This window comes from Comamonas guangdongensis, assembly GCF_041079535.1.
GTDB lineage: Bacteria > Pseudomonadota > Gammaproteobacteria > Burkholderiales > Burkholderiaceae_C > Comamonas > Comamonas guangdongensis.
Window position 1 is genome coordinate 1 of record NZ_JBFYGN010000040.1, and the last position, 20,453, is coordinate 20,453.

At 60.7% G+C, this 20,453-nt stretch carries 20 protein-coding genes and 2 pseudogenes; 8 read left to right on the forward strand and 14 right to left on the reverse strand.

Annotation, left to right across the window (positions count from 1 at the left end; genetic code table 11):
- Positions 1-56: 56 nt before the first annotated feature.
- The gene (locus tag AB6724_RS20845; protein WP_369340461.1) at positions 57-581 is read right to left on the reverse strand and encodes a hypothetical protein; all 525 of its coding nucleotides are present in this window, start codon (positions 579-581) and stop codon (positions 57-59) included.
- Positions 582-975: 394 nt separating this feature from the next.
- Here AB6724_RS20845 and AB6724_RS20850 point away from each other — a divergent pair, with 394 nt between their 5' ends.
- The gene (locus AB6724_RS20850) at positions 976-1,353 is read left to right on the forward strand and encodes a nuclear transport factor 2 family protein (RefSeq protein WP_369340462.1); all 378 of its coding nucleotides are present in this window, start codon (positions 976-978) and stop codon (positions 1,351-1,353) included.
- Between the two features lie 650 nt (positions 1,354-2,003).
- Here the strand turns inward: AB6724_RS20850 and AB6724_RS20855 are convergent.
- From AB6724_RS20855 to AB6724_RS20875, 5 genes are all read right to left on the reverse strand, one after another.
- Positions 2,004-2,654 carry a c-type cytochrome gene (locus AB6724_RS20855; protein WP_369340463.1) on the reverse strand — a complete coding sequence of 217 codons (651 nt, stop codon included), beginning with the start codon at positions 2,652-2,654 and terminating at the stop codon, positions 2,004-2,006.
- 23 nt (positions 2,655-2,677) lie between these two features.
- Positions 2,678-4,165 carry a cytochrome C gene (locus AB6724_RS20860; RefSeq protein ID WP_369340464.1) on the reverse strand — a complete coding sequence of 496 codons (1,488 nt, stop codon included), beginning with the start codon at positions 4,163-4,165 and terminating at the stop codon, positions 2,678-2,680.
- Between the two features lie 495 nt (positions 4,166-4,660).
- Entirely contained in the window at positions 4,661-5,635 is a 975-nt protein-coding gene (locus AB6724_RS20865; RefSeq protein WP_369340465.1) for a Bug family tripartite tricarboxylate transporter substrate binding protein, read from the reverse strand.
- A 162-nt stretch (positions 5,636-5,797) separates the two neighbouring features.
- A complete protein-coding gene (locus AB6724_RS20870) occupies positions 5,798-6,043 on the reverse strand; it encodes a hypothetical protein (protein WP_369340466.1) in 246 nt (81 codons plus the stop codon).
- Between the two features lie 76 nt (positions 6,044-6,119).
- A complete protein-coding gene (locus AB6724_RS20875) occupies positions 6,120-6,896 on the reverse strand; it encodes an arylamine N-acetyltransferase family protein (RefSeq protein WP_369340467.1) in 777 nt (258 codons plus the stop codon).
- Positions 6,897-7,004: 108 nt separating this feature from the next.
- Between AB6724_RS20875 and AB6724_RS20880 the strand changes: the two genes are divergently transcribed.
- Entirely contained in the window at positions 7,005-8,450 is a 1,446-nt protein-coding gene (locus AB6724_RS20880) for an aminotransferase-like domain-containing protein (RefSeq protein WP_369340468.1), read from the forward strand.
- 30 nt (positions 8,451-8,480) lie between these two features.
- Here the strand turns inward: AB6724_RS20880 and AB6724_RS20885 are convergent, their stop codons facing one another.
- A complete protein-coding gene (locus AB6724_RS20885; RefSeq protein ID WP_369340469.1) occupies positions 8,481-9,056 on the reverse strand; it encodes a peroxidase-related enzyme in 576 nt (191 codons plus the stop codon).
- Between the two features lie 396 nt (positions 9,057-9,452).
- Positions 9,453-9,775: pseudogene (locus AB6724_RS20890) on the reverse strand (LysR family transcriptional regulator); the annotation flags it as partial.
- A 142-nt stretch (positions 9,776-9,917) separates the two neighbouring features.
- Here AB6724_RS20890 and AB6724_RS20895 point away from each other — a divergent pair.
- The 4 genes and pseudogenes from AB6724_RS20895 to AB6724_RS20910 all read left to right on the forward strand — a co-directional run bounded on the left by AB6724_RS20895 (position 9,918) and on the right by AB6724_RS20910 (position 13,142).
- Positions 9,918-10,823 (forward strand): alpha/beta fold hydrolase, encoded by a 906-nt coding sequence (locus tag AB6724_RS20895; protein WP_369340470.1) that lies wholly within the window; start codon positions 9,918-9,920, stop codon positions 10,821-10,823.
- A gap of 41 nt (positions 10,824-10,864) precedes the next feature.
- Entirely contained in the window at positions 10,865-11,380 is a 516-nt protein-coding gene (locus AB6724_RS20900) for a DUF6882 domain-containing protein (RefSeq protein WP_369340471.1), read from the forward strand.
- Positions 11,381-11,611: 231 nt separating this feature from the next.
- Positions 11,612-12,182 (forward strand): annotated as a pseudogene (locus tag AB6724_RS20905) (alcohol dehydrogenase catalytic domain-containing protein).
- Between the two features lie 15 nt (positions 12,183-12,197).
- Positions 12,198-13,142: a LysR substrate-binding domain-containing protein gene (locus AB6724_RS20910; protein ID WP_369340472.1), complete on the forward strand. Its 945-nt coding sequence runs from the start codon at positions 12,198-12,200 to the stop codon at positions 13,140-13,142.
- 119 nt (positions 13,143-13,261) lie between these two features.
- Here AB6724_RS20910 and AB6724_RS20915 read toward each other — a convergent pair whose 3' ends face one another.
- Together AB6724_RS20915 and AB6724_RS20920 are read right to left on the reverse strand one after the other, a co-directional pair.
- A complete protein-coding gene (locus tag AB6724_RS20915) occupies positions 13,262-13,732 on the reverse strand; it encodes a GNAT family N-acetyltransferase (protein WP_369340473.1) in 471 nt (156 codons plus the stop codon).
- Between the two features lie 432 nt (positions 13,733-14,164).
- Positions 14,165-15,106, reverse strand: a complete 942-nt coding sequence (locus AB6724_RS20920) for a LysR family transcriptional regulator (protein ID WP_369340474.1) — start codon at positions 15,104-15,106, stop codon at positions 14,165-14,167.
- 140 nt (positions 15,107-15,246) lie between these two features.
- Between AB6724_RS20920 and AB6724_RS20925 the strand changes: the two genes are divergently transcribed.
- Positions 15,247-16,470, forward strand: a complete 1,224-nt coding sequence (locus AB6724_RS20925) for an FAD-dependent monooxygenase (RefSeq protein ID WP_369340480.1) — start codon at positions 15,247-15,249, stop codon at positions 16,468-16,470.
- 600 nt (positions 16,471-17,070) lie between these two features.
- On the opposite strand, the gene AB6724_RS20930 is transcribed toward AB6724_RS20925, so the two are convergent.
- From AB6724_RS20930 to AB6724_RS20940, 3 genes are read right to left on the reverse strand one after another with little or no spacing between them, the layout of a single operon-like run.
- Positions 17,071-17,913, reverse strand: coding sequence for an MBL fold metallo-hydrolase (locus tag AB6724_RS20930; RefSeq protein WP_369340475.1), 843 nt, complete (start codon positions 17,911-17,913; stop codon positions 17,071-17,073).
- A 19-nt stretch (positions 17,914-17,932) separates the two neighbouring features.
- A complete protein-coding gene (locus AB6724_RS20935) occupies positions 17,933-18,256 on the reverse strand; it encodes a hypothetical protein (protein ID WP_369340476.1) in 324 nt (107 codons plus the stop codon).
- 8 nt (positions 18,257-18,264) lie between these two features.
- Positions 18,265-18,804: a sugar ABC transporter gene (locus tag AB6724_RS20940; RefSeq protein ID WP_369340477.1), complete on the reverse strand. Its 540-nt coding sequence runs from the start codon at positions 18,802-18,804 to the stop codon at positions 18,265-18,267.
- A 169-nt stretch (positions 18,805-18,973) separates the two neighbouring features.
- Here AB6724_RS20940 and AB6724_RS20945 point away from each other — a divergent pair, with 169 nt between their 5' ends.
- Complete coding sequence (locus AB6724_RS20945; protein ID WP_369340478.1) at positions 18,974-19,870, forward strand: LysR substrate-binding domain-containing protein; 897 nt, start codon at positions 18,974-18,976, stop codon at positions 19,868-19,870.
- Between the two features lie 274 nt (positions 19,871-20,144).
- Here AB6724_RS20945 and AB6724_RS20950 read toward each other — a convergent pair.
- Positions 20,145-20,453, reverse strand: a 309-nt coding sequence (locus tag AB6724_RS20950) for a penicillin-binding transpeptidase domain-containing protein (protein ID WP_369340479.1), incomplete at its 5' end; no start/stop codon positions are given.

The window sequence follows — 20,453 nt, forward strand, 5'->3', positions numbered from 1 at the left end:
TTACCAGTTACCAGTTACCAGTTACCAGTTACCAGTTACCAGTTACCAGTTACCAGTTACCAGTTACCAGTTACCAGCTCGGCGACTGGTTCCAGGCCTTGGGTGCTTTTGACGAACACGGCGAAAAAGTAGGGGTCTATCTGGTTCACGCGGACGAGGCCATGGAACGGTGCCTCGACGGTTTGTCCGCTGGCCGAGTGGACGAACCTGCAGTGTTCGCCGTGATCGTCAACCGTCCACTCGCTGGCAAGCGCATCCGATTGGTATTGCCTTATCAATTCGGCGCATGTCTGGGCATATGCCGCCATCGCCTGGCGAATCCGGTCACGACGCTCCAGAATTTTTGCCTTGGACACGAGCGGCAAAATCGTGACCCACTGATCTTGGGTACCAAAACGACTCTGGAAAACGGCGTGGTCGGGAAGCTCGCGAGAAAGCCGGTGGATCAGGGTGGTGCTCTCGTCAGCGCTGAGGGCAGAGAAACGAAGCACGAGTTGGCCGCCCTCGGCTTGCTCCAGCAACTGCTCGGTGGCCCAGACCTCTGATGCGGTTTTGTATTCAACAAACTTTGGGTTGCGCATCGAGAATTCTCTGGGGTCGGAAGCAGGGTCTGGGCGGCAGCCAGAAGCCGATGAGGCCAGCGGCAGGACGGCTGAACAATAAAGGGATTACCTATTTTGAGAGCCGATTGTCCGTCAGTCGCGCCGCCCGCCGGTTCGGGGGGCACAAACTCGAGGTGGACGATCTCCAATCGATATGGGGTCGTCACAGTGCTGGCCCTCACGGCAGGCCGTTCATGGCGGTTGAGGCTGTAGTTATGACCCGTAGCGGTTTTTCATGCGCATAGCCTGTCAGCCAAGTGAGTGCCGGACGCAGGAGGATATCGTCCACGGTTTCAAGAACGGGAATGAAATCCGGTATCAAATGCTGTCGCATACCACTCATGTCTAACGCTAGCCTGCACGGAGCATGATCATGACCACTCAGAGCAAAGCTGCCATTGCTACAGACTTCCTGACCATGTGCGCAACTGGCCAGGCAAGAAAAGCCTACGACCAATACGTGTCGAACAATTTCCAGCATCACAACGCTTATTTCCCAGGCGACCGGGAATCCTTGCTCCTTGGAATGGAGCAAAGCGCCAAATCCGAACCCAACAAATCGTTCACGGTCAAACAAACCATCGAATCTGATGACCGGATTGCAATCTATTCACATTTGCGACGTGAAAAAGTCGATATGGATATTGCAGTCGTCCATATCCTGCGTTTCGAAAATGGCAAGATCGCCGAAATGTGGGATGTCGGCCAGCAAGTGCCGAGGGACTCCCCAAACAAATTGGGCATGTTCTAGGTCGTGCAGGCTAGCTAATCGTTCAAGCCGGCACCGCTTGTGGTACCAGCTTGACTCAGGTGCTGAGTGACTGCATTTTTTTCTGCCATCGGACGCTGTTGGTCGATATCTGGCTGTCGCTTTTCGACCGATTCTGTTGAAAAACTCCCTAGCACCTCCTTGAATCATGTTTTTGGGGGTGCCTTGCCCCTTCCCGCATGTGAGATCGCCGCTCCTAGAGCGATCTGAGAGGTCGATTTTCCGACAGACGTAGGCTGCTCAACAGCTTTCGAGTTTTTCAACAGAATCGACCCTAGGCAATCCTCCAAATTTTCCCATGTCAGACCTTAACGGGTCGTCGCTATGGGTTGTGGATTCAACTGGTCGATGCAACACAATGACCGCCTCTGGCGGAAGGAGTGTTTGCATGAAGCAAAGACCGCGGATTTTCTACACAGAAGCCCAGAAAGCACTGATGTGGGATCGTTGGAAAGCTGGCGATAACTTGCACGAGATTGGCCGTAGCCCAGTGTGTGAAGTCAATAGCGCAACGCAGTCAGTAACTCCTGGAAATTGCAAGCCATATGCGCCGCGGAGCCTGTTCAAGACGCCGGCACCGCGAGCGCAGAGTCTAGCGAGCAGTCGATCGATGCCGAACAGAGTCTCCGCAGCTATCTCGAAGCGGAGGGCAAAGCCTGGATATAGGCGGCAACATTGTCGATATCGTCGCGGGTGAGTCCATGGGTCACAGTTTGCATGACCGCTCCGTCGGGGCGTTGGTTCGTTAGCTGGAACACGGTCAGCTGCTTGACGAGATAGCCCAAATGTTGACCCGCAATGCGCGGAAAGGCCTCGTTGCCCTGCCCCTGTTCCCCATGGCAGGCCGTGCAGGCGGGAGTGTTTCTTGCGGCTATGCCGTTCTCGAAAATCTGCCGCCCGGCATCCATGCGGGATGCCGGGCCCTGCACAGGCTGAGGCTCGGGCCGCTGATGTGCATAGTAGTCGGCCAATCCCTCAATCTGTGCCTCGGTCAGACTGCGGGTCAGCCCCCACATGTACTCAAAGCCCGCCGGGTCCTGCCGGCTGTGAGACTTGAACTCCTTGAGCTGGGCCGTGAGATAGGCTTTTGTCTGGCCTGCCAGGTTGGGAAAATTGGGCGATATGGTGTTGCCTGTCATTCCATGACAACTGGAGCAGACCTGCTGCGCGATGGTTTGTGCTGGCACTCGTGGATCGCCAAGATCACGGGAGCGTTCCAGGCTGGAGCAGCCGATGACCAAGGCCGCTCCGGCGCCGGCGAGGGTGAACAAGACAAGCTTCATGAGCTGATCTCCCCGTTGATACGTCAGTACGCAGCCCAGATGTACAGAAACAGCGAATTGTTGTCGCGTGCATTGCGCCCCAGGCCGTCGTAGTTGCTGGAGGCCCCGTTGTAGCGGCTATAGGCCGTGTACTGTGCTCCCAGCCGCATGTACTGGAATGGCATCCAGAAGGCCTCTAACGTCATGCCGCGTACTGCGGGATTGCCCGAAAGATTGCCTCCCACGCGCAATGATGGTGCCTGGGCTCCCGGGTCGGAGGTGATGGTTAAGGTACCGGGGTCGTATCCGGAAGTCTGGTTGGCGGTATTTGTGCTGCCCGTGAGATTGAAGAGTGCAATGCTTGCTCCATACCGGGCCTGGTAGACATAGGACAGCTTGGCACGTAGCAAATTGGTGCGGTCCACAGCATTTGTCAAAGGTAAGGGATTGCCGGCCACATCCGTGAAAGCCACGGGCTGGTTGGCAAGGGCATCGGGATAGCGGTGGCGGTTGTGTGCAAAAACCAGCTGTGCGGTCACTGCATGGGGATCAAGCAGATATTGGTACTGGGCATCGATCTTCCAGTCTCTGGTGCGGTGCAAGCTGGATGGGTCCGACGTGTCCAAGGGGTTGTCGTAGATGCGTGCGGACATCCAGGATGTCCCGAGCATCAGGTTGTGGGCGCCCCAGTCACGGTTCCAGGCCAGGCGCAGATAAGGGTTGAGGCCTCTGAGCTTGGTGGTATTTGCATTTGCCACCCCCGAACTCATGAACGACGTTGGTCCACGCGAGGTGGCATAGCCTCCGAACTCGGCATAAAGCGACTGGTTCCAGTAAGCATAAGCCGTCAGACCTGCGAGATTGCCGCCGCTGGCAAAGCTCGGGTAAGGCGTGGTTCCGTCGATGAAGCGACTGCTGGTGGGCGTGGGCACCGGCACATACTGCATCCAGGCTGCTGCCGTATTCCAAGGGTCGGACACCGAGGGGTTGTTGTTGAATGAGACTCCGACGATGAGGTCGCGCGATGGACTGATAAATCGGTCCGCGTAGCGCACGTCCATATTGTCGGCGTGGGAGTGGCCGTGAAAGCGGCCGTCGGGCCCCTGGGTTGCATAGGGGTCATAGGTGATCTGGGCCAGAGCTCCCAGGTTGTCAGTGATCTTCCCACCAAGAAACACGCTGCCCGTTGCAAAAATGGTCTTGCCATTCCTTTGGAAGTCGGACGCGGGATCGTCACTTTTGGACGTGTTCGCCACGCGTGAGTTCGAGACCACTCCCATGATCGACAGCGGTACCGTTCTTTCACCCATGGTGTAGCCCGTCAGTTTGAACAGGCGCCCATGAGCCGTGAGTTCGGGGAACTGTCCACCGGCATGGCAGGCCATGCAATTCTGTCCCGTCTGGCGAGCGAACAGTGGTATGGCCTCGGCCATCTGAGGCAACAAGAGCAGTGCCAGAACAGCCCACAGAGCACACCGATGCCTGCCATCGGCAGCGATGCGGGCCCACACTGAGTTGAACGGGAGAGCCATGGATGCAACATCCTTTCCCGATGGGGGCGAAGACCCCCAGAGCTTGATCAAAAATACATTCGATTCAAATCTCACAGCATGGTTACATGTCGGATGCACTGAGCACCCGAGTAGCAACCCTAGGCTTTAGGTATTCCCGCCGATGGCGCGTATCGCAATAACCCGCAACTCTTGATGGCGAAGGCGCAAACATGGTTGGCGAGCTTGTCGGGTTCGAAGAACAGGGCGTCGGAGTGTGGGCCACTCCTACTTCGGTAGATGAATCCCAGCCTTACGCTCGGGCGCGCTCTAACGCCTCGGGAATGACCCTTCTCAGTGGTGGGTTTGGCGCGAATAGCGGAAGTGCATGCAGAGCCCCGCGCAATGTCTAATATCGGCGGCAGCAGTCACAGGCTGGCTGAAGCATAGCGGCGCCTATCAGCCTGAAGCTACCTGTCGGGCAATGATGCTGACGGGCTGCTTTGGCCGTTAGCCGTCGATCGTCCGAGGTTGCCGTTAATCGAATTGCATCTGAGCCTTGCGTGCCACGTCGCCCAGTCTCTTGTATTCCGACTGTGTCAGCGCTTCAAAGTCTTGGGCTGTGGACCCCTTGGGGGTGAAGCCAGCCTGCACCAGCTTGTCCTTGACAGCCGGATCACGCAAGGCGTGGTTGATGGCCGCATTGAGCTTGGTTGTGATGGCGGAGTCCAGCTTGGCTGGGCCATATACGCCGAACCATGGATCGACCGCATAGCCTTTGAGGCCGCTCTCCGCGATGGTCGGAACATTGGGCAAGGATGGACTGCGTTCACTGCCGGCTACTGCCAGGGCCTTGAGCTTGCCAGCTTGGATGTGCGGCAGGGACGCTGGCAGGTTATCGAACATGGCGGGCAGATGGCCGCCAAGCATGTCGGTAATGCCCGGGACGCTGCCTTTGTAGGGGACATGGATGGTCTCCAGACCCGTCATTTGCGCAAACATCACGCCAGCCAAGTGCATGCTGGTTCCCGCGCCAGCTGTGCCGTACTGAAAACCCGGGTGCGCTTTGATATGGGCGATGAGCTCCTGCACGTTGTTGGCCGGGAAGTTCTTGCTGACCTCCAGCACGATGGTGGAGTAGCCCAGCATGGAAACCGCTGTGAAGTCCTTGCGAGGATCAAACGCCATCGATTTGTAGATGTGCGGGTTCAGCGCATTGGTGGAGATGGCTCCGAAGCCGATCGTGTAACCGTCGGGCTTGGCCTTGGCCACGACATCCATGCCGATATTGCCACCGGCACCGGGCTTGTTCTCGATCACCACAGGCTGACCCAGTGTGCGCGCCATGTGTTCGCCCAAGACACGTGCCACGAGATCGGTCGTTCCTCCCGCCAGATACGGAACGACAAAGGTAATGGGTCTTTGCGGGAAGGGGGCTTCCGCGTGAGCCGTCGCCGTGGTGGCGAGCGCAGCTATGGCGGCAATGGAAGCAAGGATCTGTCGACGGTACATGCAGTGTCTCCTGAATAGTTTGATTGGATTGTGCTTGGAATTGATGTCTGGAATCTGCTCGATTCAGTACCTGACTCCGCATTGAACGCACATGATCATCTGTCTCTAGGGCCTCAAGAAGGACTCAATAGGGCGCTTGATTTCGATTTTGACCAAGCCGCTCTATAACTCGCTGATCTGCACAACTTCACCAAAGCCCAGGGCCTCGTCAATCAGCGCGCGCAAGGCCTGTGCCGCGACGGCGGCCTGGCCCAGGTGATCGATGAAGTAGAAACCATCGCTTTCCAGCGCAAAGTCATAGGCGGGCATCTGGCCGGGCGTGGACTGCTGTGCTGGCAGCTTGCACAGCAGCCGGTCGGTGCTGTAGCCCTCGGGGACGGAAAAGCGGATCTTGTATTCAATGCCCATGGGCCCAGTGTCGCCGATCCTCCGGCCGGCCGCGCGCTCACCCAAAGGGTTTGCGGGCGTTTGGAGCCGTGCCGGCTTACTGCTGCACCGCCGTTGCCAGCCCGAAGAGGCGGTTCAGCACCTCGCCGATCTCTTCCCGAGCCAGCTGCTTTTTCTCGACTTGGCCGTTCTTCACCGTCTTGAGCATGTCGTCCAGCAGGATGACGCGGCCGCTGCTCTGGTGCAGCACGACCAGCAGCTTCTGCACGAAGATGGCCTCGGGGTGGGTGGAGTTCAGGTAATTGGCGGGAACGAAATCTATCCATTCCTGGGGCGACAGGTCGAAGGCGTACTGGTTCGCCCATTCGCCTTCCACCTTGGCCTTGAGCAGGTACTCGCCGCGTTCGTCCAGAGTGAGCTGGAAGGTGTCGGAGTCCTGAGCAATATCGACGCCCACGGCGCCCAGGTCCATGGGCGCGCGGATGCCGTAGCTGCCGAAGCCCAGGTCGCACAGCCAACGTCGGCCTTCGACCTCGGCGATCACGGCCATGTGAGTGCGGGGGCGGCGGGCTGGGTAGAACATGGGCCGTGCCGAGACGAAGCGATAGGGAATGCCCAGGGCCTGCAGCGCCATGGCGAACAGGCCGTTGACCTCGTAGCAGTAGCCGCCGCGGCCCTGCCTGAGGATTTTGTCGGCGATGTCCTCGGGTACCAGCGAGACGATCTTGCCCGCCTGGACGTCCAGGTTCTCGAAGGGCACGGTGAACAGCTGCTGGCGCATGATGGCCTGCAAAGTGGCGGTGTCGGCGGCTGCGGGTCCGGTGTGGCCTATGCGTTGCAGATAGGTGCTCAGGTCGAAATTGCTGGCTTGCATGAAAAAATCCTTGGCTCAATTGCAGCTTGGAAGATAGGCCATGAACTGCATCTCCTGTATAGGCAGAATGAATGAAAATCCACCTGTACAGATTCTCCTGCCGCGCCCATGCAGAAACCCGCGACTCCAGCCACGCCTTCATCACCTCACTATCTGCGCATTGCCGAGATGCTGCGTCAGACCCTGGCTTCGGGGGCTCTGCGCCCCGGCGACCGGCTGATCTCCGCGCGCAAGCTGTCCGAGCGGGAGCAGGTTAGCCTGCCCACGGCGCTGGAGGCGCTGCGCTGTCTTGAGACCCAGGGCTTGATCGTCGCGCGGCCGCGCTCGGGCTACTTTGTGCGCCAGGAGACCCGGGGAGGGCTGCTGCCGCCTTCGCGCCCGTCGCCACGCCCCATGCCCGTGACCATGGCGGGCCTGGCGCGTTCCCTGTTCAGCAGCGCGGACACTCGCCTGATCCCGCTGGGCGCCGCGCTGCCCGACCCCGCCTGGCTGCCCACGGCCACGCTGCAGCGCGCGTTGCAGACCGCCGGCCGCCGCTTGCAGGCCCACGGCCAGAGCTATAGCATGCCGCCGGGCCGGGCCGAGCTGCGCGGCCAGATCGCGGCGCGGGCCGCGCAATGGGGCGGTCGCTTCGGGCCGGACGATCTGGTCATTACCTCCGGCGCCACGCAGGCCGTGCGGCTGGCGCTGCGCGCCGTATGCCAGCCCGGCGATGTGGTGGCCATCGAGCGGCCGGCCTACTTTGGCACGCTGCTGTTATTGGAAGACCTGGGCCTGAAAGCGCTGGAGATCGCGACCGACCCGCGCGAGGGCATGCTACCCGATGCGCTGGCCGAGGCCCTGGCAAAGCACAGGCCCGCGGCGGTGCTGGCTTCGCCCACGGTGCAGAACCCGCTGGGTGCCAGCATGCCCGTGGAGCGCAAGCGCGCCCTGGTGGCGCTGCTGGAGCAAGCCGGCGTGCCCCTGATCGAGGACGATGTGTATGGCGACCTGGCCGGCGACGGCCAGCGCCCGCCGGCCTGCAAGGCCTTCGACGGCAGCGGCAACGTGCTGTACTGCAGCTCGGTGTCCAAGACCCTGGCGCCGGGCTGGCGCATAGGCTGGATTGCGCCGGGGCGCTTTCATGCGCAGGTGCTGAAGGCGCGGCTGGCCGGGGACTGGGCCGGTGCGCCGCTGCTGGAAGCCGCCGTGAGCGAGGTGCTGGCCAGCGGCGACTATGACCGCCATCTGCGGCGCTTGAAATCCCGGGTCCAGACCGCGGTGCAGGCCGTCACGGCGCGGGTGGAGGCCAGTTTTCCGCCGGGCACGCGCATTTCCACCCCTTGCGAGGGTTTTGTGCTGTGGGTGGAGCTGCCGCCCCAGGTGAATGCGCTGGAGGTGCACCGCCGCGCGCTGGAGCTGGGCATAGGCGTCAGTCCCGGCCAGCTGTTTTCGCCGCAGGCGGATATGCCCAACCACCTGCGCCTGAACTGTGCCAACGAGCCCACGCCCCGGCTGCTGGGGGCGGTGGGGCAGATCGGGGAGCTGTGCCGGGAACTCGCGCATCAGCCCTGAGGCGCAGGGCAGGCCCGACGGCCGGGTCGGTTACTTTTTCTCGCGCGGCACGCGGCCCATCAGATAGAACTCGGGGTTGGGCCGCATGCCCGCAAAGCTGGCCATGCGGTTGGACAGGCCGAAGAAGGCGGTGATGGCCGCAATGTCCCAGATGTCTTCGTCGTCGAAGCCATGGGGGTACAGGGCCTCGAAATCGGCATCCGCTATCTCCTGGCTGTGCTGGCAGACCTTCATGGCGAAGTCCAGCATGGCGCGCTCGCGCGGGCTGATATCGGCCTTGTGGTAGTTCACCGCCACCTGGTCGGCGATCAGCGGTTTCTTCTCGTAGATGCGCAGGATGGCGCCGTGCGCCACCACGCAGTACAGGCACTGGTTGGCGGCGCTGGTGGTGGTCACGATCATCTCGCGCTCGCCCTTGGTCAGGCTGCCTTCCTCCTTGAGCATCAGCGCGTCGTGGTAAGCAAAGAAGGCGCGCCATTCGGCCGGGCGGCGCGCGAAGGCCAGGAACACATTGGGAATGAAGCCCGATTTTTCCTGCACCTGCTGGATGTGGTCCTTGATGTCCTGGGGCAGGGTGTTCAAGTCCGGAAAGGGGTAGCGTGCCATGCCTGTCTCCTGTGTTTGTTGAGGAACAAGCATGGCATGCCCGGCCTGAGCAAAGCTGTCGTTTGCGTTGCAGATGCTGCCGTTGTCGGTGGCTGTTCAGGCTGAAATCGGCCTTCGGACCAATGCTATAAAGCGCTAGCAGCTATGAAGTTTGCTGGTTTTGGGCCGACGTCATTGCGGCACCGCCGTGCCGATCAGCAGCAGGCCCAGGCCCATGAGCACGCCGCCCAGGCTTTTGTCTATCCACGGGCGCATGGCCTGCGCCCTGGGCTGCAGCGCTGGCGCGGAGAAGAACCAGGCCACCAGCGCAAACCACAGCACATGGGCGACGGCGATGAAAAGGCCCTGGGCCAGCTGCGCGGCCATGGCCACATCGGGCCCGGCCAGCTGCGTGAACAGGCTGACGATGAGCCGCGAATCGGGTGGATCGCCAAACGAAATCATGGCGTCAAAGCCTTGCTCCACCAGGTGGATGGGCCGCTCGGTCAAATGCAGCTGGACTTCGATCTCCGGATATTCCAGCGCAAAGGCCGAGAGCGCCGGCGTCAGCCGCATGCGCCGCGTGGTGCGCTGCAGCAGGCGCACGCCCAGCCGCTGCTCCAGCAGGCTCAGGCGCCGGCTGACGGCGGCGGAGACAGGCCTTGCTCCTGGGCCGTGGCGGCCAGGCTGCCGGCCTGTATCAGTTGCTGAAAGAAGCGCAGATCGGAATAGCCGTCCATAAACCCTCGGATATGGCTGATTCTTCAATTGAGCTGAAGAATGAAATAAGAATTTGCGCATTATGTGTATTCAGCGCACTTTTATGATGGGTGCCTCTTGGCCCGGGCAGGCCGGCCGCCTATGCACGAACCACGCACGACCATGGATGAAGATCTGTTTCCCGGCTTTTCCAGCTCCCGCATCGCCGTCGCGCCCGATGTGGCCCTGCATGTGCGCACGGGCGGCGAAGGCCCGCCGCTGCTGCTGCTGCACGGCCATCCGCAAACCCATGCCATCTGGCACAAGGTGGCGCCCATGCTGGCGCGGCATTTCACGCTGGTGCTGGCCGATCTGCGCGGCTATGGCGATTCGAGCAAGCCGCAGGGCGATGCGGACCATGCCAACTACAGCAAGCGCACCATGGCGCAGGACCTGCTGACGTTGATGCAGACGCTGGGCCACCGCCGGTTCAGCGTGCTGGCCCATGACCGCGGCGCGCGCGTGGCGCACCGGCTGGCCATGGATCACCCGGCCGCCGTTCAGCGTCTGGTGCTGCTGGACGTGGCGCCCACGCTGGCCATGTACGAGCAGACCAGCCAGGATTTCGCCACGGCCTACTGGCACTGGTTCTTTCTGATCCAGCCGCAGCCGCTGCCCGAGCGGCTGATAGCAGCCGACCCGGCCGCCTACGTGCGCGATGTGATGGGCCGGCGCAGCGCGGGCCTGGCGCCGTTCGATGCGCGGGCCCTGGCCGAATACCAACGCTGCCTGGCGCTGCCCGGTGCGGCGCACGGCATCTGCGAGGACTACCGGGCCTCGGCCGGTATCGACCTGCAGCACGAGCGCGAGGATCGCGCCGCCGGCCGCCGACTGGCCATGCAGGTGCTGGCGCTGTGGGGAGAGCAGGGCGTGGTGCATCGCTGCTTCGAGCCGCTCAAGGAGTGGCAGCGCCTGGCCGACGATGTGCGCGGCCAGGCCTTGCCCTGCGGCCACTACATTGCCGAGGAAGCGCCCGGGCTGCTGCTGGCGCAGGTGCTGCCATTCCTTCAGAGGGGTGAGCAGGCATAAATTGGCCGACAATCATCGCCATTCAAGAATCTGGACAGCGAATGAGCGAAACCCATCCCGCAGACAACACCGCCCCCGGCTCGGCTCCCGACTGGGCCGCCTGGAGCCGCGAGGCCGTCGAAACCATGATGCAGCGCAATGCCGAATGGCCGCGCCAGTTCGGCCTGCAAGACTCTCCCGCCTACCGCTGGGACCTGGACAGCGCCACCCTGGTGCTCGAAGGCCCGCTGCACGAGGTGGTGGCCACCGTGTGCCTGGTGGGCACCACCAGCGACAGCGAAGGCAGCTTTCTGTGGAGCTGGGCCAACGAGGCCATTCCCAGGCAGCACGGCGAAGCCCTGCAGGCCGTGCACGACTTCGGCCGCGAAAACCACCTGTCCCTGCTGACAACCCCGCGCATCCAGGGCGGCCGCCCCGAGGCCACGGAATGCCTGTGCATCGCCGGCCGCCTGCAGCGCGCGCTGGGCACCTTTATCGACAAGCGGGGCGATGTGACGCTGTATTTCACCATCCTGCATCTGCAGGTGGCGACGGGGGAGGAGCAGTTGCCGAACTAAGGCGTTGTTGGCGGCAACGTACCATGAAAAAAGCGCTCCTGGGGGCGCTTTTTTATTGGCGAATGCCGGGCGATGGTGCAGATGCCAGCTCGCGGCCTGGTTTCAGAATAAACGCAGCGCAGGACCGCAAGCATTGCTGCACCATGTGCACCTATCATGTGCATACGGCCATGTTGATGCATTTGAGTCGCATGAATACGATGGCTTCTTCACCATTCCTAGGGACAAGCCATGGTCGTCGCCATTCGAATCTACAGCTCGGGTGCGCCTGAGGTGATGCAACTCGAAGAGATAGCTCTCCCGTCGCCAGGACCGGGCGAGGTTCTGCTCGAGCAGAGCGCCATCGGTGTCAATCCGCTGGATGTCAGCCAGCGCAAGGGCGCGGTCGCGATTGCACTGCCTTCGGGCTTGGGTCTGGAGGGTGCGGGAACGGTGGCCGCCGTGGGCTCGGGAGTGTCGGGCCTGAGGGCGGGAGATCGTGTCGGCTATGCAACCGGCCCTCTGGGCGCGTATGCCAGCGCGCGCTTGTTCCCCGCCGAGCGCCTGGTCAGGCTTCCAGACACGCTCGGGGAAGACGCTGCCGCATCGGTCCTGTTCAAGGTTTCTGACTCGCCCGTCTCTGGCCGCACATACGGCAACCATAGAGGAATATCAAAGCCGCGCGCAGGAAGTACTGGGCGCCATAGCGAACGGCATACTCACGCCCCGCATCTGGAAAAGCTACGCGCTGGCAGATGCAGCCGCTGCGCATGCAGACCTGGAGCAGGGACGCTCGCAAGGCGCGATCATCCTCAACCCCTGATTCCGGAAAGACGCCATGGAGATGCTCGACAGTCAGCATACGGATGAGCTTGCCACGCTGCTCGCGTTGGCGGACAAGGGTTCATTTGCGGCTGCGGGGCGATCCCTGAAGCGCCATCCTTCAGTGCTTTCCAAGCGTATGCAGGCCCTCGAGCGAAGGCTGGGCGTGCGGCTGGTGGAGCGCACCACGCGCCAGCTGCACTTCACCAACGAAGGCAAGCTGCTTGTCGAAAAGGTGCGGCAAGCCACCCATCTGATTCGGGACGCGGAGCAGGAGGCGGCGCAGGGAGCGCAAGAAGTACGGGGACGCCTGCGACTGTCGCTGCCCGCCACGATGGGGCGACGATGGATCAGTCCGATGCTGGCAGAGTTTGCCCTGGCCTACCCGGAGGTGGTGCTCGAGGTGGAGTACAGCGAACGCATCGTGGACATCGTGGGAGAGCGTTTTGACGCCGCCATCCGTGTCGGCAATCTATCTGATAGCAGGCTGGTGGCCACGCGGCTGTGCGATCAGTACCGCCTTCTGTGTGCATCCGCCAGCTATCTTGAACGCCATGCAGCACCGAAGAAACCTGCGGATCTCGCTCATCACAACTGTCTTGGCTACACCGGCCTGCTGTCCTTTCCGGAATGGACGCTGGTTCAGTCCGCGGGAAAGAGGGCGGCCAAGGTCGCCGAATCGGTGCGCGTCAGCGGCTCCATTCTCAGCAACGACAATGAAGCTCTGCTTCATGCGGCACTCAAAGGCGTGGGCATCATTGCAGGCAGCGACTGGCAGCTCATGCCCGCCATCCACACTGGAGAGCTCATCCGAATATTGCCGCAATGGACCTTGGGAGATGCTGCTGGCATCTACCTGGTGCGCCCATCGGGGCAGTACAACACAGCGGCGATGACGGCGTTCAAGCAATGGGTGGCGGGGGCTTTCGCGGCTGCTCCTTGGCGAAGTGCGAGCCACTGAGAAACCACGCTTGTTTGTCTTGCAGTTCAAGATGTGGGCGATATCTGAATGCAGCGACAGCCGCAAGCGGGCAGTAGCCGCCGATGAGCCCAGGAGAAAGCAGTCGCTCAGAGCGTGAATCAAGCCGACCCGCGAAGCAATTTCGGCTTGAATGAATCGCCAGGGCTGACCCTCTCCATAAGCACATACGAGCCTTCCGGACCGTCAGCCTCGCTACGGATGCGCCACCCCTGGGACTGATAGAACCGCTTGGCACGCTCATTGGCTTTGAGGCATTTCAGTGTAGGTACGCTGAGAAAGTACCTGTCGCAGCCAGCCAATAACATCCTTCCCACACCGAGCCCCTGATGCCGAGGGTGAACAAATAGATTGTGTAGAAAGCTGTCATCCTGCCATACCGATGCAAAGCCGATGGGGTGGCATGAATGCTCCGCGACCAGAATCCTCTCGCCTGCGGTGCTCGCATCAAAGTCTTCAAGCTTATGGGTGCCAACGGCAGCCCACGAGAAAGCGGCATCGCGCGAGGCAACAAATAACTTGCGAAGTGCCTCCCGATCAGCCTCTATGAACTCTCGCACGATGACCCGCATGTTTTTGCCTATATCGCTTGTCGCAAAGACTGAAGAATCTGCTTGGCGTGGGTCCGCAGGATGGAGGCGCCGGCATTTTCCCAAAGGTAATGTTTGGTGCTTCGGAAGCACTTGTGCAGTATGCCCCGTCCGGGGGGAGTCGAATTGGCGTCACGGGCTCCGCACCACAGCTTTCACAGCATCGGACAAAAAATCATGCGCCTTTGGGTGATCCAGCCAATCCTGGCCGAACACGATAGCCAGCGACTCCACAGGATAGGTTTGGACCAGGACCAGAGCGTACTGAACTCCGTTGTTCCTGGTTTTGAAGGGTTTCTCCGGGACGAAAGCAGAGCTCGTATGCGTGCCTGCTCCCGGCCAAAATCTGACATTGAGAAAGTCATACCGAGCGACTGCTTGCACTCCTAAGGACTCCACTTTGAGTCCGCGATCCTAGATCGATCCACAAGGTCTGGGGTCCATGGGAGGGTTAAGCGGTCCAGCCAGCCGCACTTGTATCAATTCCAGCAGCGCCCTGACACGCCCAGTCACGGAATGGCGATGGCTGTATGCTCCCAGCAATTGCAGAGGGGCAGGACGAAGGTCCAGTGGTACCTCCTGCAATCGGCCCGTAGCAAGGTCTTCCTGGCAGGGGTAGGCCGCCACAATCGCGAATCCGATGCCTTGCCGTGCGCCTGCCACGGCCAGTTCTCCGCTGTTGACGCGGTAGCGGCTGCGGACCGGTACTTTGACGATTTCGCCCGCAGCATCCTGAAACTGCCAGGGCTGGCCCTTCAGCGCACTAAGGGTGGTGATGCAGGGCAGAGACTTCAGTTCGCGCACATGGCGTGGCATGCCGGTCCTAGCCAGCAAGGAGGGGGCGGCAACCACGATGCTGGGCAGTGTGGCGAGTTCGCGTGTGATGAAAGCACTGTCCTCCTGATGGCCCCGGTGGAAGACGATGGAAAGGTCAACGTCCTCTCGAAGCACTTCCAGCCCGGTCATCCGGGTATCGCATTCGAGCTCGATGCCTGGATGGAGGCTGCAGAATTCGGCGAGGATGGGGGCCAGCAGCCTTGGTGCCTCGCCCGGCATGCATATCTTCAGAGGACCACGCAGTTCGCGCTGTGCCGCACCAAGCTCTTCCTGCGTGGAGAGCAGGGTGTCGAGCAAGGGCTTGGCGCGTTCGTAGAGCAGTCGGCCGGCTTCCGTCATGCGCAGGTGACGGGTGCTTCGCTCCAGCAGGCGTGTGCCAAGTCGGCTCTCCAGTGCGGCAACGTGGCGGCTGACGTTGGAGGAAGGCATGGCCAATAGACGCGATGCGCCAGCAAAGCTCTGCTCGTCAACAACTGCCACATAGATGCGGACAGTATTCAGATCGAGTGCATCGCGCATTGATTATCCCGTTTGAAGTATGAAAACGTCCCAATTTTGCATGCTAGTTCTCCGTAGTGGCGAAATTTAAGATGCCCTTTTGCCCGGTGTGACGCGGTGGTCCGTGCACCGGGCACCGTATGAACAAGGAGAGCTTCAGCGTGGAAATTGGAATACTTGGCGGCGGCATTGCGGGCCTGAGCGTGGCATTGGCATTGCGCAAGCAGGGTTACAACCCTCGGGTCTATGAGCGCCGTGCGGTGCCGGCAACCATGGGGGCCGGCGTGACGCTGTGGCCCAATGCCAGCTTTGTGCTGGAGGATCTGGGACTGCTGCAAGACATAGCGGCCATTGGCGGTCGACCACTGACAATGCGCCGCCAGGATGCTGCGGGAAATGCATTGGGAGGCCTCGATATTGGTTTGCTGGACCGGACGATGGGATACCCAAGCTACACGGTGCTGCGCAGGCACTTGCAGCAGGTGTTGCTGGACCATGCGGCACGGGTGAAGATTCCGGTGGAGTTCGGGCGCCGGGCGATGGCCATCGAACTGGATGCTCATGGCAGAGCCGTGGCCCATTTCGAAAATGGCGCGAGCATCCGCCCGGATTTGCTCATTGGTGCCGACGGCCGCATGGAGTCAGTGGCGCGCAAGTTTGTCGCGGGTGACAACACACCAATCTATCAAGGCTTTGTGAACTGGATCGGCGTGGCGCAGGGGCCGCATGCGCTGATGGACGATATTTCGATTCAGGACTTCTGGGGGGCGGGCGAGCGTTTCGGTTGCGTGGCGATTCGACCCGACCTGGTGTATTGGGCCGCGGCGCAGGTGCGGCCCCTGCATGAGGCCACGCCCACCGCAGACATGCGTAAGGAGGTCGAGGAGCTGTTTGCGCAATGGCCTGAACCGGTCTCAGGAATCATCCGTGCCACGTCCGAAAATGCCATCCGGTTGATTGCGGTGCATGACCTGGAGCCGCTGCATACATGGAGTCGGGCGAATGTACTGCTAGTCGGGGATGCCGCACACGCGCCCTTGCCGACGTCGGGGCAAGGAGCCTGCCAGGCGCTGGAGGATGCGTGGCATCTGGCCCGGTGCCTGGATGGTGCAAGAGACTTGGAAGAGATCTTCCAGGCGTTTGCGAAAATTCGCGCTCCCAAAACCGCAAGGCTGGCGGAACAGGGCCGGGTCTTCGCACGCGGATTGTTCGCCACCGATCCTGAAACCTGTCGCATGCGCAACGAGAGGGCCAAGGCGTCCGATCCTGTGCGTGACGTGCAGGTCTTGGCAGCCGGATGGGGACAGGGTCTGCCGATGCTTGGTGGCGCCGACGGCACATCAGTGGAGGGAGGCGGCTTTGGCAGCCTGTACCGCATTGAATGACGGGAGCTGGATTGCGCACGGATAGAAAGTCATGTCCCCAGCGACGAAAACCAAGTGGCCGGATGAGCTTTACTGGCGCTGGATGTAGTTCATCGGGTTTTATGCAAACGCTTCTTTCCATACATCCGGTCCACTTGAGTGCGGGCACCAGCCGGTAAGCGTTTCATAGCGGACATTGGTCATCGAAACTCGAACGGTGGCTCTGGGTCGAGTGCAGCTGCTGCTTCGGCCAGGAGCAGCCGGCCGGCAGATTTTTTTTCCTTTGACCGCTTTTGGCTGGCCGTCGCCACCCAGTGATGCCGCCTAATTGACTACCGTCGTCAGTAGCGATCATTGGACAGATCGAGGACCAGGGGGCGCTGATGTACTTCAGTTCCAATGGGCATACGTCCGGCCCAACCATCTTGACGCCGAGGATGCCGAAGATCAGGCTGCTGGCATTCAGCGATGCAACAGCAGGTCCGGCCGGTCGATGCCGACAGCACAGGGATAGAGCGGCTGCACATGGACCCAATTTTCCAAAGTTGTTGAGCAGGGATATCTCCCACGGGGATTCAACGGCGACCCCCAAGCGCCTTTCCTAGGCGCCTGGCTCGTCGATCAAGCTTGGTCGTATTGGAGGCTGAAGCCTCGCCGCTCGCGTTGGATTCGGGCAAATCCCGGCTCTCCCAGGTGCATGCCTGCAATCAGCAACTGGTCTGCACTGGCCATGTCCAGCATCCGCGAGCGGGTACTGGCAGACAAGCCAGAGTCCTGGTCGAAGGCGATCGTGACATCGGGCCGGTGAATCTGGATATGCGGGAAATGCACGATATCGCCCCACACCAGCAGATCCCGCTCTGCAGAGCTCAGCAGATAGCCGGTGTGCCCTTCCGTATGTCCGGGTAAAGGCATGGCAAGCACACCTGGAAGCACCTCTCCAGTTTCAAAGGTCCGGAGCTGCTGGCGATAGCGTTCAAACACATCGCGGGCGATCTGAAAATTGCCACGGGCGCGTTCGCTTGCACGGCTGAGATGGGCATCGTCCAGCCAGAAGTCCCACTCACGGCGATGCACCACCAACTCTGCGTTGGGGAACACGCGCTGGCCAGCCGCGTTGAGCAGCCCGCCGACATGATCGGGATGAGCATGGGTCAGCAAGATGGTGTCGATGTCTGCAGGCGACACACCCGCCAGCGCCAGGTTCTGCAGCAATAGCCCGCCCCACTGCTTGATGCCGCCCGCACCGGCATCAATGAGCGTGGTGCTCCTGGCGCTGCGGACCAGATAGCAGTTGATGTGCATGGCCTCGGGTGGTTGCTGCCCTGCGCTGTTTTGTATCCGAGTGGCGGCGGCAATGTCGATATTGGATAGAAGACCCAGATGGGCCTGGAGATAGCCATCGCTGATGGCGGTGATGCTGAAGTCGCCAATCTGATGGCTGGGAAAAATCTGGCCAAGCATGAAATATCCGATGCAGTTTTTAGTGGAGCGCGTGAATCCGGGAGGCCTCATGTCCAAAACATCGGATGCGGGCCTGAAGTGCTGTGTGTTGCAGGATGGATTCCTGCAGGCCCTGCATAAAGCGCTCCATTACGCAGGGGGAGCGAAAGTGCTCCAAACGGTATTGGACTTCCACAAAGACGGGGAGCCCGTGTCCCGGGAGCGTTTCGACATAGATCACATGGACGTTTTGCTTTGACGCGGCCAGCACCTTGGTGCAAAGCTGCATGCAGTCGTCCGAAAGACGGGCCAGAGTTGCCTCGGGCGGCATGGCCGCTGAGATATAGAACGTAATGTTGGGCATGCCAGGTCTTAACTGACGATTGTCTGGACGGCTGTTTTGCGCAGTTGCTCCGTCATCGCTTCATAGGCGTCGATGCCTTGAGGTAACGCAGCCAGGGCGCTGCGTTGCTCCGCAGACAGTCTGGCCATCCAGCGTTGGGGCGGGAGTCCCTCCAAAGCCACCGCTTCCATGGCCAGTGGCCTGAGCCCCATTTGCCGCAAAGCTTCAGGACCATGCCTGGACACCAGCAGCAACTCGCCCGCCTGCACGGCTGGCGCAGCCTGCTCACAGGCATAGAGGTTGCGATGCCAGTCCGTGATGTGCTGCTGCCAGCGGGCAAAGTTGCCACCGCCTTTCTCCCGGTATTCATCGCCGGTCAGCACGCTGAGGCCATCAATGGTGTGCAGAGCCAAATAGACGGGGCAACCTGTGCCAAGCGCTTTGAAGCGCTGGGACGAATGAAAGCCGCTAACAGAGATCAGCGCAGGTAGTTTTTGCAGACTGTAGAAGTCATTCCATTCGGCTTCGGTCTGCGCATCGGCATAGCTGCATTCAACGGTATAGATCATGGTGAACTTCCTTGGTGGCGGCCGCTTCTGCGGAGCTGCAACCGCCGTTCTTATTGCAATAGGGTCATGCTAATCAACGAAATTCAGGCTATATAGCGATTTAAAATCGATCTTTATTGATCTTTGGTCAAGCTGCTACTCTTGGCTTTTCGCCCGGCGATCAACAGTCATGCGACGCAAAATCCCCAGTAATTCCGCCCTCCAGGCCTTCGAAGCTGCCGCACGCCATGGCAGTTTTGCGCGAGCGGCCCAAGAACTGGCCCTGACCGAAGGGGCCATCAGCCGGCAGATTGCTCGACTGGAGGAGTTCTTGGGCATGGCGCTGTTCGAGCGCGTTGGCAACCGTGTGCGCTTGGCACCCAGCGGCATGCGCTATGCGATTCAGGTGCGAGAGATCCTCAACCGACTGGAGCGGGAGAGCCAATACCTGATGGGGCAACCCGCGGGCGCCGCGAGCTTGAACATTGCCGTCATTCCCACGTTTGCGATACGTTGGCTGATTCCTCGCCTCAAGCGGTTTCAACAGGCCAACCCGCATATCACCGTGCATATAGCCGAACGCATGGAGCCCTTTGTTATGACGGGAAGCGGCTTCGATGCGGCACTGCATTTTGAGCATCCGGCATGGGCCGGCATGCGTACGCATCGCTTGCTTGACGAAGTGCTGGTACCCGTGTGCAGCCCGGCACTTTTGGCAGAGCATCCCAAGGACTGCACTCTGGATGCTTTGCCCAGACTGCATCGCATGCAAAACCCCGATGCTTGGCAGCGCTATGCCGAGGAAACCGGGATGGTGTTGACCAACCCTGCCATTGGTTCGCGTTTTGATCTGCACGCGATGTTGATAGAGGCTGCGCTCTCCGGGCTGGGCGTGGCTTTGGTGCCACGCCTTTATGTGGAAGCAGAGTTGGCACAAGGCACTTTGCTCACCCTCTGGCCGCAAAGCCGGTTGGTGGCCAAGACATTTTGCCTGGTCCTACCCGAACCACTGGGCCTGAGTGAAGCACCGTTGCAGGCTTTTGTCCGATGGATTCTGGCCGAGGTGCAGATGGCCAGGGCTGTTTAGGTATCGGCCTCTGGCTGGCGCTTGATTGATGGGGGGCTGTCAGTCGGTGAAGCCTTGAATCACCGCAGTGCACTGCAGATGCCATCCTTCTGCTTTGATCGAGCGCCTGCTTGGGGCCGTTCTGCGACGATCGCTTACGGCCCATAGCTGACCTTGCTAAGGCAGCTCCAATGTTCGCTCGAGCGTCGCTTTGAAACTCGCGAGCGGGGAGGCGGGAACCGCACAAGCGCTCTTCAAAACGCTGCCCTGGTGGTCAGCGGCTCTGGGCCAAAATCTATGGCGAAGTAGGTAAGGCGTTAAGAGAGTGCAGAACGTCACGTGTGATGCTCTGGCGCTTGGCAAGGTCGCCGAGCCTGTTTGGAGTGTCCATGTTCAAGACAAAGAACACGGGGCCGCTGGGCCACTCGACCCAACCCACCCACCAACCGATTTTTCCGGTCCATCCCGTTTTGGCGCGCAGTATCCAGTTAGGGCCTGCTTCGTTGATCATCACATCCTTCACCAACCTCTGATGTTCGACCTGGAAAGGCAGTTGGTTGCGGTAAAGCCGCTGCAGAAAAGCAATCTGCTCGAAGGATGAGAT